The 14,655-nt window shown below is 56.9% G+C and carries 14 protein-coding genes; 6 read left to right on the top strand and 8 right to left on the bottom strand.

What is annotated here, in order from left to right:
* Positions 1 to 49: 49 nt before the first annotated feature.
* The 4 genes from C4S72_RS04840 to argE all read right to left on the bottom strand — a co-directional run bounded on the left by C4S72_RS04840 (position 50) and on the right by argE (position 4,889).
* A complete protein-coding gene (locus tag C4S72_RS04840) occupies positions 50 to 280 on the bottom strand; it encodes a hypothetical protein (RefSeq protein WP_104001907.1) in 231 nt (76 codons plus the stop codon).
* Between the two features lie 289 nt (positions 281 to 569).
* On the bottom strand, positions 570 to 1,964 hold the full coding sequence (locus C4S72_RS04835; protein ID WP_104001906.1) for an aminotransferase: 1,395 nt from the start codon (positions 1,962 to 1,964) through the stop codon (positions 570 to 572).
* Positions 1,965 to 2,186: 222 nt separating this feature from the next.
* Positions 2,187 to 3,608 carry an APC family permease gene (locus C4S72_RS04830; RefSeq protein ID WP_104001905.1) on the bottom strand — a complete coding sequence of 474 codons (1,422 nt, stop codon included), beginning with the start codon at positions 3,606 to 3,608 and terminating at the stop codon, positions 2,187 to 2,189.
* A gap of 123 nt (positions 3,609 to 3,731) precedes the next feature.
* Complete coding sequence (argE, locus tag C4S72_RS04825) at positions 3,732 to 4,889, bottom strand: acetylornithine deacetylase (protein ID WP_104001904.1); 1,158 nt, start codon at positions 4,887 to 4,889, stop codon at positions 3,732 to 3,734.
* Positions 4,890 to 5,387: 498 nt separating this feature from the next.
* On the opposite strand from argE, the gene C4S72_RS04820 reads away from it, so the two are divergent.
* The 3 genes from C4S72_RS04820 (at position 5,388) to C4S72_RS04810 (ending at position 7,613) form a co-directional block, all read left to right on the top strand.
* On the top strand, positions 5,388 to 6,548 hold the full coding sequence (locus C4S72_RS04820) for an NAD(P)-dependent alcohol dehydrogenase (RefSeq protein WP_104001903.1): 1,161 nt from the start codon (positions 5,388 to 5,390) through the stop codon (positions 6,546 to 6,548).
* Positions 6,549 to 6,660: 112 nt separating this feature from the next.
* Positions 6,661 to 6,963, top strand: a complete 303-nt coding sequence (locus tag C4S72_RS04815) for a putative quinol monooxygenase (protein WP_132288575.1) — start codon at positions 6,661 to 6,663, stop codon at positions 6,961 to 6,963.
* A 305-nt stretch (positions 6,964 to 7,268) separates the two neighbouring features.
* Positions 7,269 to 7,613 carry a hypothetical protein gene (locus C4S72_RS04810; RefSeq protein ID WP_104001901.1) on the top strand — a complete coding sequence of 115 codons (345 nt, stop codon included), beginning with the start codon at positions 7,269 to 7,271 and terminating at the stop codon, positions 7,611 to 7,613.
* Positions 7,614 to 7,683: 70 nt separating this feature from the next.
* On the opposite strand, the gene C4S72_RS04805 is transcribed toward C4S72_RS04810, so the two are convergent.
* Genes C4S72_RS04805 through C4S72_RS04790 form a run of 4 tightly spaced genes read right to left on the bottom strand, consistent with a single transcriptional unit; the run spans position 7,684 to position 12,351 of the window.
* On the bottom strand, positions 7,684 to 9,063 hold the full coding sequence (locus C4S72_RS04805) for an ABC transporter ATP-binding protein (RefSeq protein ID WP_104001900.1): 1,380 nt from the start codon (positions 9,061 to 9,063) through the stop codon (positions 7,684 to 7,686).
* Entirely contained in the window at positions 9,060 to 9,884 is an 825-nt protein-coding gene (locus C4S72_RS04800; RefSeq protein ID WP_104001899.1) for an ABC transporter permease, read from the bottom strand. The genes C4S72_RS04805 and C4S72_RS04800 overlap by 4 nt, the downstream gene beginning before the upstream one ends.
* Positions 9,881 to 10,822, bottom strand: coding sequence for an ABC transporter permease (locus C4S72_RS04795; RefSeq protein ID WP_104001898.1), 942 nt, complete (start codon positions 10,820 to 10,822; stop codon positions 9,881 to 9,883). Before C4S72_RS04795 ends, C4S72_RS04800 begins: the two co-directional genes overlap by 4 nt.
* Positions 10,819 to 12,351, bottom strand: a complete 1,533-nt coding sequence (locus tag C4S72_RS04790) for an ABC transporter substrate-binding protein (protein WP_104001897.1) — start codon at positions 12,349 to 12,351, stop codon at positions 10,819 to 10,821. The genes C4S72_RS04795 and C4S72_RS04790 overlap by 4 nt, the downstream gene beginning before the upstream one ends.
* 300 nt (positions 12,352 to 12,651) lie before the next feature.
* On the opposite strand from C4S72_RS04790, the gene pedF reads away from it, so the two are divergent.
* The 3 genes from pedF (at position 12,652) to C4S72_RS25590 (ending at position 14,551) form a co-directional block, all read left to right on the top strand.
* On the top strand, positions 12,652 to 13,095 hold the full coding sequence (gene pedF / locus C4S72_RS04785; protein ID WP_104001896.1) for a cytochrome c-550 PedF: 444 nt from the start codon (positions 12,652 to 12,654) through the stop codon (positions 13,093 to 13,095).
* Positions 13,082 to 14,008 carry a substrate-binding periplasmic protein gene (locus C4S72_RS04780; protein ID WP_235009046.1) on the top strand — a complete coding sequence of 309 codons (927 nt, stop codon included), beginning with the start codon at positions 13,082 to 13,084 and terminating at the stop codon, positions 14,006 to 14,008. Before pedF ends, C4S72_RS04780 begins: the two co-directional genes overlap by 14 nt.
* A gap of 309 nt (positions 14,009 to 14,317) precedes the next feature.
* Complete coding sequence (locus C4S72_RS25590) at positions 14,318 to 14,551, top strand: hypothetical protein (protein WP_146071859.1); 234 nt, start codon at positions 14,318 to 14,320, stop codon at positions 14,549 to 14,551.
* Positions 14,552 to 14,655 lie beyond the last annotated feature (104 nt).

Raw genomic sequence — 14,655 nt, 5'->3', positions numbered from 1 at the left:
TGCAGCAGTTCGCGGCTGATTGTAGCCGCTGTGTTGTTGTGTTAGCTCATCAAATCTTCTCTTCATGAATAAAGCTGTTCAGGCTGTCGTAATCCCAAGGCTGGCCATCCGGTCGTAAATGACCGTGCTCGTTCAGCTTGTCTACCATCACCTTCACATTATCGCCTTTCTTGCGTAGCCCCTGGACGAAGTGCAGTGCTTCGTCGTGCTTGGCTGTCACCGCCGGGTCTTCGGGGGCGTCGCTCTTATGCTTCACTTGAACCTTGATTGATTTGCTCATGAAATTTTCCCTGTGTAGAGCCTGTGTTGAGCCTGAGTTGTATCTTAGATGTTTTTAGCATGGATCATTGGCCGTGAAAGTGCACTGCTGAAAATCCGCGGGTTTGGGCTTGTCTGTTGGTTCCATGCTTTGCATCAACGCGGCGAATTGCAGAGCAGGGCGCGGGAGTCGTTTGAGCGTGCGGGGAGTGATCGCGGCGGGGGCGCCGCTCCTACGATTGGGAGACTTTCCGCAGGGAAAAAAAGAGGAGCCCGAAGGCTCCTCGATAAGCGGCACTGACAGGGAGTGATTAGATAAAGCCTTCGGCTTTCAGATCTTCCATGGTGGCCTCGATGCTTTCGCGCAGGGTGGCAACCAGGAAGTCGATGTGTTCTTTGGTCAGGGTCAGTGGCGGAGACAGTACGTTCATGTGTGCCAGCGGACGTACGATCAGGCCGCGAGCCTGACAGTGGTCGGCGATGCGGTTACCGACCTTGGCATCCGGGTTGATCAGTTCCTTGGTCTCTTTGTTCGCTACGTTCTCGATGCACATCATGAACTTGCGGCCGCGCACATCACCGACGATAGGCAGGTCGATCAGGGTTTTCACCTGGTCTTCGAAGTACTGGCCCATATCCTTCACATGACCGCAGAGATTCTCGCGTTCCATGATCTCGATGTTCTTCACGCCGGCTGCACAGCTGACCGGGTGGCCGGAGTAGGTGAAGCCATGGGTGAACAGGGCGCCGTCCGCCTGGGGCTTGCTGATGACGTCGTAGATTTCGTCAGACAGGATGGTCGCACCCAGCGGCAGGTAGCCTGAGGTCAGGCCTTTGGCGCAGGTGATGATGTCCGGCACTATGCCAAACTCCGCTTCGGAGGCGAACATGTGGCCCAGACGGCCGAAGGCGGTGACCACCTCGTCGGAGACGTAAAGCACGCCGTATTTGCGGCACACTTCCAGGGTCTTCTTGTGGTAGCCCTCGGGTGGCACGATAACGCCACCGGCACCCATGATCGGCTCGGCGAAGAACGCGGCCACGTTATCCGGGCCCAGTTCCAGGATCTTGTCTTCCAGCTCCTGCACTTTCTCGTTGCAGAACTCTTCCAGGCTCTGGCCGGCCGGACGACGGTAGGGGTTCGGGCAGGAGATGTGGGACACCAGCTGCTCTTCGATATCAAAGCCGATGTGATCGAACTTCACGCCGGTGATCGACATCGCCATGTAGGTGCTGCCGTGGTAGCCGTCGATGCGTGAAATGATCTTCTTCTTGCTCTTCTTACCCAGCTGGTTGAAGTAGAAGTGGATGATACGTACGGCGGTATCGTTCGCCACGGAGCCACCGCAACCGTAGAACACGTGGTTCAGGTTGCCCGGCGCCAGCTCGGCCAGTTTGGCGGCAAGCTGCGCTGCAGGCACGGTGGTGTGGTGACCGAAGCAAGAGTAGTAGGGGATCTGACGGATCTGGTCTGCGATCGCCTGTGCCATCTCTTCACGGGCATAGCCGATGTTAACGCACCAAAGCCCACCGATGCCGTCCAGGTATTCGCGGCCTTCGCCATCTTTGACGTGCACGTTGTCACTGTCGGCGAGGACAAGCGAGCCTTCTTCTTTGAAGGTTGAAAAATCAGTCCAGGGATGGATGTAGTGGTCTCTGTCCTGCTGCCACACCTGCTGCATATCGGTTGTTTGCTTGTTGGGCATTTTCGAGAGTACTCTTGAATTTCGATTCCAGAACTTCTTATCCAGAATTTTTAATATTAGTTATTTGACCCCTACAACCTTATCCAGTGGCGGGTTATTGATAAAATATTATTTTTTACTGATATAGATTAATAAAACTGATGCAGGCAGAGCGCCCGTAAAGAAGCCCCCGCAGGGTTAACGCTGTGGGGGCTTTATGTTGTGCTGAGCCTGGTTAAAGCGTTACTCGGCGTTCAAGGCCTTTTCGATCGGCTCGGGCTTGAACAGCGGCTTTTTCATAACGACTTTCACCCAGAAGATTGCAATCACGGAGACCACGGCCAGCACGATACCGGCGGCGCCAAAGATCTGGCCACTCAGTTCCGGTGCCGGAGAGGCGTAGTAGATGGCGTAAACCATACCGGCGATACCGAAGATCTGCGGCAGCGGGTAGAAAGGGGTTTTGTACGGGCGCTTCAGGTCCGGGTAGCGCTTGCGCAGCACCATCACGTTGATATGGGTGATGATGTAGGCGATCAGCCAGGCGATAGCGGCAGAGATCAGCAGCAGGCCGATAGCATCCGGGTTGTCGCCCATAAAGATCATCGGCAGGCCGGTGATCGCGGCGACAAAGAGTACCGCGACCCAGGGAGTGTTGGTGCCGGGCAGGCACTTCTTCAGCTGCGGGAACGCCTGGCCATTCTGCGCCATGCCGTAAAGCATACGGGGGATGGCGGCCAGTGAGGTGTTCACGGTGCTGCAGGTGGCGGTGATCGCGGCCACGGCCAGGAAGATCAGCCCAGTATCGCCAAACACCGCTTTGGCAAAGTCGTAATGCGGCAGCGGGGAGGCGGCGAGCTCGTCAGCCGGGATATAGAACAGTGCGCCCAGGCAGTAGATCGCAATGGTGACGAAAATGATGCTGACACCGATGATCATGGAGCGCGGGATATTACGCTCGGGGTCCTTGGCGTCTTCAACCAGCGGGCAGACGAACTCGGCGCCCACGTAACCCCAGATAGCCAGCGCAACCAGTGAAATCACACCGGCACCGAGCGGGTTCCAGTCGGCGGTCAGTTCGATACCGGCCGGATGCGGGTTGGCAAAACCGCCTACGGCGCTCAGGCCAAGCAGCAGCAGAACCACCACCATGATGAACGCCAGCGCAGACTGCAGCTTGGCGAAGATATCGATGCCCATCAGGTTGAGCACGGTAAATACGCCGAGCAGGCCAAAGCCAAGGGTCATCGGCGGGAATACGCCCGGGTAGATCTTCTCGATGATGAAGTCGACCAGCAGCAGTTCAGCGGAGAGCGCGAACATGGCGACTACAACGTAGCCGGAGAATACCGCGAGAATGGCGGGGAAGTGACCGATGGACACCTCGGTGTAGCTGCTGAGGCTGCCGGCCCGGGGGATCATCAGCGACAGTTCAGAGAACGAGAACACGTAGGTAAGGGCGAGCAGGAAACCTATGGCGAGGGGGATGATAAAGCCGAGCCCGGCGATACCTGCACCCTGTAGCATAAGGACCATGACACCCTGGGATACGACCAGGCCGACGGCAACCGCCAGCAATGAGCCTAGCCCGAGTATTTTGCTAAAACCTTTCTTGCTTTCCACCGTACAGGACGCGTCCGCCGTTAGCGTTTGGGATTCAGACATAGTTGTCTCCTGATTAGTTGTTCTAGTTTAACTTTCAGGTGAATGACAAACGCTTTGACCTGCGAGGGGATATAAGACGAGTTATATCCCGGTCGAAGACCGAAGCGTTTACCTTCCGGGTTGCTACGCCTTTAGCTGGCGTATGAGTCGATCCATAAAGAGCTCGCAGCTTTGCAGTTGGCTCTTATGGATGAATTCATCGGGTTTGTGGCCCTGGTCCATGCTGCCGGGGCCGCACACCACGGTGGGCACGCCCAGTACCTGGCTGAACAGGCCGCCTTCGGTACCAAAGTTGATGCTGCCCCGTGTTTTTTCATCGGTCAGGCTTTGCACGAAGGAGACAACCTCTGCGTCGTCGGCGGTGCTCAGCCCCGGATATTCGGTGGTGATATCGATAGCGATGTCGCAGCCGGCGTCGATCTGGCGCATCTCGGTCACAAGGCTGTCGGCATAGGCCTGGAATTCGGCCAGCATGGCGCGGGGATCGTCGCTGGCGATGTTTCTGATCTCGAACAGGAATGAGCACTGGTTGGGGACGATGTTCAGTGCTGTGCCGCCGTGCACGGTGCCGGTATGCACGGTGCTGTAGGGGATGTCGTAGCCGTTTTCGAACGGGCCCTGATCGCGCTTTTTATGGGCCAGTTTTTCCAGCCAGGTGATCAGCCGCGCCGCATAGTTAACGGCGTTAACGCCCCAAGGCGCCATGCCCGAGTGGCACTCTTTACCTTTCACGGTCACCCGGGCGGCGAGTTTGCCCTTGTGTGCGGTGACAACCCGCATCAGCGTGGGTTCGCCGATAATGCAGATGCCGGGTTTGAGAGGGTGTTGCTTCAGTGTATCGATCATACGGCGCACTCCCACGCAGCCGATCTCTTCGTCATAGGAGAACGCAAGGTGGATCGGCGTATGCAGGTCCTGTTTAACTATCTCGGGGACCGCCGCCAGCACCACCGCGATAAAGCCTTTCATATCGCTGGTGCCGCGGCCGTAGTAGCGACCCTCTTCTTCAGTCAGTTCGTAGGGGGCTTTCTGCCAGTTCTGGCCGGTGACCGGAACGGTATCGGTATGGCCGGAGAGCATCACGCCCGGCTTGTCTTTCGGGCCGAGAGTGGCGTACAGGTTGGCTTTTTTCTCCTCTTGATCGTAGATCAACTGGCTTTCGACGCCGTACTCATTAAGAAACGTCTGGATGTAGCCCATCAGCGCAAGATTGGAGTTCGCGCTGGTGGTATCAAAGCCAATCAGGTTCCGAAGAACCTCAAAAGTTAGTGCATTCGCCATGTAACTTCCCGAACTGAGTCTGTTAGGTCGAAACTCAGCATAGGGTTGGGCGCAACATTGTTAAAATATTATTAATCTCTCTCCTGCATTTGAAAAACTTATATTAGACCTTTAGCTAACAGGTCTATAAAGGCGTCGAAAACCGCCGATTACGACTCGCTGTAAGTGTTTAAGAGACAGGTGTGCAGCCCCTATTTATGGGGCTTTATAGCCGCTGACGCTGAGCAGAGTTCGCAATTCTGAATGCCGGGAAAGCTCTGGTGGTGAGGCGGGTGGTTCCCGGATCAACGTTTTCCTTTTGTCTCACGTTGGCTATTTGCGCCCGATCATTACTCGGCGGACCTTTGCAGGATCGTGCAACAAAGCGGCCGTAACGTGCTATGGCTGCTGGCTGCTCCTGGGGTAGCTTGGTTAAAGCGATAAACCGAGCGTGTGGATTTTCTGCACATCGGAAGGATTTAACGCTTAACCGACTAATCTGACCAGGGAGGTTAGACCATGAGCGAAGATACCAATCAATCACGCAGAAAGGTGATCAAGGCGGCGGGCGCAGTTGGCGCGGGCATGCTTTTTTCTGGCCCCATGACCGCTTTCGCCAGCCAGGAGGGCAGTGCTGGCAAGATCATGTCGCGCGGTTACGCGGCGTTCGATACATCGGGAGTACTGAAGCCCTGGACGTTCGAGCGGCGTCCGGTGGGCGACAATGATGTGCTTATCGATATCAAGTTTGCCAGCATCTGCCATTCCGATATCCACCAGGAGAAGGGCCACTGGGGGCCGCAGAGCTATCCGCAGGTGCCGGGGCACGAGATGGTCGGGATCGTTGCTGCGGTGGGTAGCAAGGTTACCAACTTCAAAGTAGGGGACCGGGCCGGCGTCGGCTGTATGGTCGGCGGCTGCAAAGAGTGCAGCACCGATGAGGAGCAGTACCTGCCGGATACGCTGTTTACCTATGGCAATCCTGACCCGCGCTCGCCCACCGGTATTACGCAAGGCGGTTACTCCAACAATATCGTGGTTGAAGAGCACTTTGCGGTGCATGTCCCGGAGAGCATCAGCTTTGAGCAGGCGGCACCGTTGCTCTGTGCCGGCATCACCACCTATTCGCCACTGATGCGCGCCGACCTTAAACCGGGCACCAAGGTAGGTGTGGCCGGTATCGGTGGCCTTGGGCATATGGCGGTGAAAATTGCGGCTTCCAAGGGAGCCGAGGTTTACGCCTTTACTACGTCGGCGTCCAAGGTGGATGACATCAAGAGCTTCGGCGCCAAAGAGGTGATCGTGGTGGACGATGAGCTGAAGGCGCTGAACAACTACCGCGGCCAGCTCGATTACATGATCGCCACCATTCCTTACCAGTTCAACGTGGGCGCATACGCCAGCACCGTTAAGCCCTATGGCACCTTCACGCTGGTAGGCATGCCGATCGACTACGAGATCAACCTGAGCGCCATCAGCCTGGCTGCATCGCGGGTCAATTTTAATACCTCACTGATCGGCGGTATGAAGGAGACTCAGGAGGTGGTGGATTACTGCGCAAGCAATGATGTGCTGCCGAAGATCGAGCTGATAACCGCTGAACAGATTAACGAAGCCTGGGAAAACGTCGTGAACAAGCAGGCGCGTTACCGCTATGTGATCGATGCGGCGACCTTCTGATTCCTTTTGCTTTAAGCGCCGAACACTAACCAACCTAAAGGGCGAGTATTCGCCCTTTAGCCTTTATTACTGGCCGAGTCTGTCGGCCAGGAACTCAGACAAGGGTGAAATGATGCTTTCTATTACCGTAAAAGCCGAAGTGAAACCGGGCATGCACGAGACACTGCGAGAAGTGATCGATGTCTTTCAGAACCAGTATGGTGAATCTGAACCCGGCTGTGAGATGTACCGCTGCTATGTGGATGGCGATCAGCTGGTGTTCACGGAGCTCTGGCAGGATCAGGCGGCGCTGGATCAGCATATGCAGACGGAACATGCGATCAAATATGTGCCGGTTCTTAAGTCCTGTGTCGTTAATGGTGAACTGCATGTGCAGGCGATTGTCAGCGATGAGGTTCATCACTCCATCGTTTGATCGTCTTACCTAGATCTTTGACCGGTCTATGCCACAGGGCACAGGCCGGAATGCTCCCGCGCCGGGCGAGGTTCCACTGCGCAATCCCTCATCTTGGGGATTTGAGGCTATAGTATTTTTAATAACACTGACTTCAAGAAAGTGATTTAAGGAAAGCGTTCTCAGGAAAATATGCCAAGCGTTAAACCGCCGCTGCCTGCCTAAGCGCTAACCTGTTAAGCCATTCGGACCGCCGACCGAATCATATACGCCAGTCAGTCATGTCTGTTTCCATGTCTGCCGGGGGTGAATCGAAGGAGGCGGACATGTCCATCCTTGCGCTACCTTATGCACCACAGGGAAATGCTCTGCTTGTGGTCGCTTTATCGGTTTTACTGACCATCTCTGTTTTTGCCAGTGTTGCCAGCGGCGCGCATATCCGTGCGAGCGAGAATGAGCGCGCCGACAGAACTCCGGCGCAGTTTTACCGCGTCATCCACGAAATACAGTCAACTATCGAGGCCAACAACCAGATTGCCGATCTCGAAGAGGCTTACTTTCAGGGTGAGAGTTACCAACCCACCTATTTCTCCGATACTGGTGTCAGAACCCGGGATTTAAGGGGCTTTGAGTTACAGAGAGAAATTTTAAGAATCCGGCTTAGCCTCTGATTGGGTTTGCGCCAACCAAAACGCCACTTCAACCAGCACAGGTGAAGTGGCGTTTTTCGTACGCCAGGCCTTAGATCCTTACCACCCGGTCACAGCGCTTTTCGATCAGATGCGGGTCATGGCTGACCAGCATCACCGCGCAGTTGGTTTCGCGAGCGACATCCACCAGTAACTGGCTCACCGACTGGGCGGTGATAGGATCCAGCCGCGATGTGGGTTCATCGGCGAACAGAAATACCGGATCGAGCAGCAACGCACGCAGCATGCAGAAGCGCTGCAGCTCACCACCGGAGACAGAGTCGGCGCGCCTCGTGAGCAGCGCCTCTGCCAGTCCGAGCCGTTCCATCAGCGGCGCCACCCGGCTTTTATCGATGCGGTGGCGTTTGATCGTATCGTTAAGCAGTGTACCCAGGCTCACCGCATGGGAGACTGCAGCGGTAGGATCCTGATACAGCTTCTGCCAGCGGTGTGTCGTTTTGCTGCAGTGGCGTTTGATCTTGCCGCCATAGCTCGGCTGAAGTCCCAGCAGGGTGTCGCCGAGGGTACTTTTGCCGCAGCCGCTGTCACCGACCACGCCGATCACTTCACCGCGATGGATCTTGAATGAAAGATCCTTTGCCAGTGTCTGCTCGCCGCGGCCGATCGCCAGAGACTCGGTTTCCATCAGCACTGAAGTTTCAGGGCGTGGCTTTCGCTCAGGTGTCGGCCAGCTTTGCGGGTCAGCGGCGATCAACTCCCGGGTAAAGGCCTGTTGCGGATTGTTGAGAATCTGCGAGGCCTCGCCATGTTCAATCAATTCACCAGACTTGATCACCATCAGGCGGCCGCCGGTCTGCCGGGCCACGGCCACATCATGAGTGATGGTGACCAGTGCCCCGGTTTGCGATTGGGAGATCAGCTGCTCAACCACCTGATCGCGGCGGTTTACATCCAGCCCCTTGGTGGGCTCGTCCGCCAGCAGCAGGGGAGCGCCACCGGCCATGGCACAGGCGATGGCGACACGCTGCGCCATACCACCTGAAAGCTGGTCGACCCGTTTATGACGGCTCTCGCCCAGGCCTTGAAGCTCCAGGGTGTAATCAGCGTTCTGCTGCGCAGCATCGTAACTATCGCCGCGGACACGGTGGTAGGTTTCTGCGAGCTGGGCCTTGGCACTCATCAGAGGGTTAAGCGCGTTCCAGGGTTCCTGCGGCAGCATACTGAGCCTGCGGCCCCAAAGTTCGCGCCGTGATTTAGCGCTCGCGGGGCTGTTGAACAGGCGAATCTCGCCTTCGGTTCTCAATCCCTTGGGCAGGTTGCCCATGATCGCCTGGGCCAGCAGGCTTTTCCCCGAGCCGGTCTGGCCAAGGATTGTCAGCTTTTCACCGGCTTCAAGGGTGAAGCTGATCGGCTCCAGCAGGCAAGTATCGCCCACGAAAACCGCGAGTTTATCGACTGAAATTAGACTCATGACGCCTTTTTACCTCCAAGCAGGTGGCAGCTGAGCACCACCAGCGCCAGTGCGATCAGCGGTTGCGCCAGTAGCCAGGGCGCGTCGCTGTAATAGGGGAAGTGCTCCACGATCATCAGCCCCAGCTCTGCCAGTGGCGGCTGGATGCCGACATAGACAAAACCCAGTGAAGCCATCATCAGAATCGCGCTGGCAGCGCCGAAGGAGGCGAGTGTCACCAGTTGTGGTGCGATAGCGGGCCAGTAATGACGACGGAACAGGTAGAACGCGCCAAATCCCATCAGCCGCGATGACTGAACCTCCGGAGATCTCGCAATACGTTGCGTAATGGCGCGGGTGACGCGGAAATACTCAATCCACTGAATCAGTGAAATCGCCACGTACAGCATCCAGAACGAACCGGGCACGATGGCGGCGAAAATCAGCACCAGTACCAGGCCCGGCAGGGCCAGGATCAGCGTGGTCACGCCGTCGAGCGTACGGTCAACCCAGCTAGGACCCGTAGCTGCGAGGATGCCGAGGGTGACGCCGATTACGGCGGATGTGAGTACACAGAGTGCCGCCATGGAGAGTGAAAGCCGCAAAGCATCCGCAAGGCGCACCCACATATCACGACCGAAATGATCGGTACCGAACCAGCTATTGCCATCCGGCAGGCTGAGAATCTGGCTCAGATTCTGGCTGGCCGCATCCTGCGCGCTTAGTAGCGGCGTCGCGAAAGCGTATACGCATAGCAGGAGAAGGAGCACTGCTCCACATAGACGGGAGGTAGATATTTGCGAGGTGGATATTTGCGAGGTGGATAGATAGCTCAGTTTCATGCCAGTTGCCCTCCGCGCGGATCAAGCCAGTAACAGGCAAGATCAACCAGGGTGTTTAGCAGCACAAACAGGATTCCCATCATCAGCGCCGCCCCCTGAATCAGTGGAATGTCCCGGGCAAAGATGGCGTGTGCCAGGCCGTGGCCGATACCCGGCCAGGAGAAAAGGGATTCGATCATAACTACGCCTTCCACCACGGTGATCAGCTGTACGCCAAAGAACGCGACAACAGGGACAGACATATTGCGCACGCCGTGGCGCAGGAACGCCTGCCAGGCCGAGAGCCCCTTGGTCTGGGCAAACTCGTAAAACGGTGCGTTGAAGACTCGCTCGGCCTCGGTATGCACCACGCGGTTGGCGATGGCCGCCAGGCTCAGCCCCAGCGTGAGTGCAGGCAGTACCAGATGAGCCGGAGTGCCGAAACCAGCCACAGGCAGCAGGTTCAGCTCAAGCGCAAAAACGACCACCGCGAGCAGGCCGATCACAAACACAGGCAGGGCACGCATGCCGGTCGAAAGTGTCAGCAAAATGCGATTCAGCCAGCCGCCGTGGTAGGCGCTGGCCAGTCCCAGAGGGATGGCGATCAGCGCGGCGAGCAGGATTCCCGCACCGGCGAGCAGCAGGGAGTGACCGAGCATATGCCAGAGCGATTCACTGACCGGCTGGCCACTGACCAGGGAGTTACCCAGGTTCCATTGCAGCAGATCGCCGAGCCAGCTCCAGTAAGTGCTCCAGGCGCCCTGATCCAGACCTAGCTCTTCACGCACCAGCGCCGCGGCATCGCTGTCCACCGCGTCCATGCCGTAACGACCGGCGGCGATGCGATACGCCATATCGCCTGGCAGGGCGCGCATCAATAGGAAGGTGAGGGTTCCCACGCCCCAGGAAACCGCCAGCAGTTGCAGCAGGCGTTTTAACAGTAGATTGCGAAGTCTCATTTCCAGCTCAGCTCGTTAAGAAAGTAACTGCGCTCGTAAGGATCAAAGCGGAAGCCGCTTAAGCGCTTGTTGATGGCGGTCTGCTGAACATAAGAGGCGACCGGGATCAGCGGGCGTTCGTTGTAGAGCGCTTCAGCGATACTCTGGGCCTGTTCTTGGTAATGCGCGGCGTCGTTATCACTGACCATTGCGTTGAGCGTTTCCGGTACCCAGGTGTTGGACCAGTTCATGCTGCCCCAGTCACCGCCTTTGTCGGAGCTGGCGAAGTCCTTCAGCAGGATGCCGAGCGGGTCGGCGATAATGCCGTAGTTACGGGCAATGAGGGCGACCTCCAGGGAATCATCGCTGTGACCGGAGGGGATGGCGCTGGAGTTGGTGACGTTAACGTTCAGTTTGACGCCCAGTTGCTTCCATTGATCCTGAACCGCGGTGGCCACGGTGGTGAGTTCCGGGCGGTCTGCGTAGGTGATCAGATCGAGTTCAAAGCGCTCGCCGTCACGTTCCAGCCAGCCTTCGCTGTTTTTGGTCCAGCCCAGTTGGGCGAGCATCCCGGCGGCTTTTTCCAGGTTGTAAGCTTCGCTTTGGCCGTCCAGGTACCAGTCGCTCATATACGCGGGTAGCAGCTGATCGGTGGCAGCATCCGGCGCTCGCAGAATGGCGGTCGCGATACCCTGGCGGTTGATGGCCAGGCTCAGCGCCTGACGGGCCTCGGGCTCTGCGATAAAGCGATGCCCGGCATTGAGCTTGAGCGCAAGGGTACGGGGCAGGTCGGAGCGCACAATCTCCAGTGTGGGCAGACGTTTCAGCATCGGTACTGAAGCAGGATCGAGCCCGAAGACAATATCGGCCTGACCGCTGCGTGCCTGCAGCACGCGAGCCTCTGCACGGTGGCCAGTGAGGTAACTGGCGTATTCGATCTGCGCTTTTTTGCCCCAGTAATCATCGAATCGCTCGACCACCAGCTTGTGCGGTACGGCGATCTCCTGTACCGAGAACGGCCCGGTACCGATCAGGGCGGTGACTTCGCCAGCATCGTTATAGGCGGCATCGGCAAGGATCGCCGTGGAGTAGTGGGCGAGGGCGGCCCCCAACGGGCGATAGGGGGCACTGAGTTTAATCTCAACCTGGTTGTCGGCATTGGCATTGATCGATGTAATCGGTAATCCTCGCAGTGCGCTGATTTTATTCAGGCCGCGATTGAGTTCATCGGCAACCTGCTGGGCGGTAAGCAGGCTGGCGTCATGGAAGTGAACCTGGTCTCGCAGCGTCAGGCGCCACAGCTTGCCCCCATCTTCAATACTCCATTCACTGGCAAGACCTGGTAGCAGGCCGCCCTGGCTATCCACGTTCAGCAGGGTTTCGAGCACCTGCATACGGGTAAAGACGAAACCCGAGCGGGTCGGATCGAGGCTTGAGAACTCGAACGCAGCCTGGATATTGACGGTATTTTGCTGGTTCGGCTCGGCAGTAACGGCGGCTGGAAGCAGCGCCAGACCACCTAGAAATACGGTTATTAGCTTGTTTTTCATGTAGTTGGGCACCTGGGGGACGATAAAATCGACGGAATGTTATGTGATAACATATCTTAAAATCAACCGATAAAAGATCCGTGAAAGCGGCTAGCTAACCGCCGAATCTTCTCCCAATCGCTACCCGGAACTACTACTAAAGACCCCACCCAAACCTGCCAAGGTGCAATCCACGGATAGCGCCGCCTCGGCCATTATGTCTCCCAATACAGTGTTCTCGTGTGTACCCAACCTCGATGCACTCTCGGCACTGGCTGCCGACTAAAACAGCAGATTTATAACAATAACGGGTGAGAAATTATGGCTAAGCGACGTTCTATTCCTGCACTGACTCTTTCCGCGCTGGTGGCGCTGGGTGGCAGCTCTCTGGCGATGGCCCATGGTGACGTTACCCCTCAGGGCGTAAACACCGATGGTCTGCCGACGCTGGGCCAGGAATGGCCTGATACCAACCCTTACCGCGACACCGATGCGTTCGAGCGTGCCGTTGAAATCGGCTCTTCCGCGTACAACCAGAACTGCGCACGCTGCCACGGCCTGGAAGCGATCTCCGGTGGTATTGCACCGGATCTGCGCCTGCTGGCACCGGATTTTGATGGTGATGACTGGTACAAGTACCGCGTCATTAACGGTGCCGTACGTGACGGCAAGGTCTACATGCCGAAGATGGCCGATTACCTGAGCCAGGAGGCGCTCTGGGCAATCAAGAGCTACCTGGATGTTCGGCACGATGAAATGGAATAAGCTCCCGGCCGCCCTCGGAAGCTGCCTGCTGCCGGCACTGATGGTGCTTGGCAGCGGCGATGTCCAGGCGCGTATTTATGATGATGTGGTCGACTCCGGTTTTGTCCGTATCGGCGTCTACCGCGACTTCCCACCTTACTCGTTCGAGCAGGACGGCAAGCCTGCAGGCATCGATGTTGACCTGGGTGAAGCGATCGCAGAGGAACTCGGCGTCTCCATGCGCGTGCATTGGATGACTCCTGACGAGACCCTCGACGACGACCTTCGCAACAATGTCTGGAAAGGCCACTACCTCGACAAGGATGAAGACAATCCGCTGGCGATGAAAAACGTCGCCGACGTGATGATGCGTGTTCCCTACGATCGGGATTACTCGATGAAGCGCGATGATGTGGGACTGATCGTCAACGATCTTGTCGTGATGATGTCTCCCTATCACCAGGAGCGCTGGCAGCTCGCCTTTGATAGCGAAAAGCTCGATTCAGTGCGCACGCTGGCCAAGTTCCAGTACAACCCCATCGGCGTTGAAGTCGACAGTCTACCGGCGTTTTACATGACCTCTGCGCTGCAGGGGCGGATGCGTGAGAAAACCCACCATTACACCAACCCGCGAGTCGCCTTTGCAGCGATGAAAGAGGGTGAGGTGTCTGCCGTGATGGCGATGCGCAGTGAAATCGACTGGCTGGTCAGTAACGATCACAGCGATCGCTACCGACTCGCTGAAAACGGCTTTCCGGACATGGGTAAGCAGGCCTGGGATATAGGCATCGCCGTGGGCGAAGCAGACAGAGACCTGGGCTACGCGGTGGAAACCCTGTTCGACCGGATGATCCGTGATGGCAGCATGGCTGAGCTCTTCGCTCGTTACGGCGTGACTTACGAGAGCCCGAGCCTGTACCTGGATACGCCTTGATAGCCGGTAACTGATGGCCTGTAACTAGCCGGTAACTGATGGCCTGTAACTGATAGCTGACTACCTGATAGCCCCTTACAACCCTCGTTGTTGTTACTCCTGTCGTTATTGCGACGCCCGGCCGGTCCGGGCTTTTTTATGCGTTTTCTATGTCGTGCGCCACTCGTAGCCCTGGGGTGACACTTTTTATCAAGCGATTGTCGTTTTCTGTCAACGCAACATCGCTAAGGCCGCCTAAACTGCAGGAATCCGCTGTTCCCTGAGGGCAGCGACACTAGCCGATAAAAAAATAATTACGCAGGCTTAGCGATGAAAAAATCAGTAACGGACGCACAGGCCTCTATCCGTTCGTCATCTCGATCCGAGAATGGCGGGCACTCCTCCTTTCGATGGTTTTTCCCCACCCTGAGACTGATGTTGGCGTTGGTCTTTGTGGCTGCGCTGGCAAAAGCCGAGATATTAAACCCCGACTATCAGCAGCGAAACAGCGCGGTCATGGCCGTATCCGGTCAGGGCGTTGGCTGGTTCAACCTTGGCTATTGAGTGCCTAAAAACTGAGCGCCTAAAACTGCGAGCCTAGAAATTGAGTGTCTAAACTGCCGGCTAAGACCAATGGCGGGCGTTGAAAAGACAAAACAGGGTCCAAA

It is taken from the genome of Marinobacterium lutimaris (assembly GCF_900108065.1).
GTDB lineage: Bacteria > Pseudomonadota > Gammaproteobacteria > Pseudomonadales > Balneatricaceae > Marinobacterium_D > Marinobacterium_D lutimaris.
The sequence above is the reverse complement of the archived record's forward strand: the minus strand, read 5'-3'. Positions and strand labels throughout refer to the sequence as shown.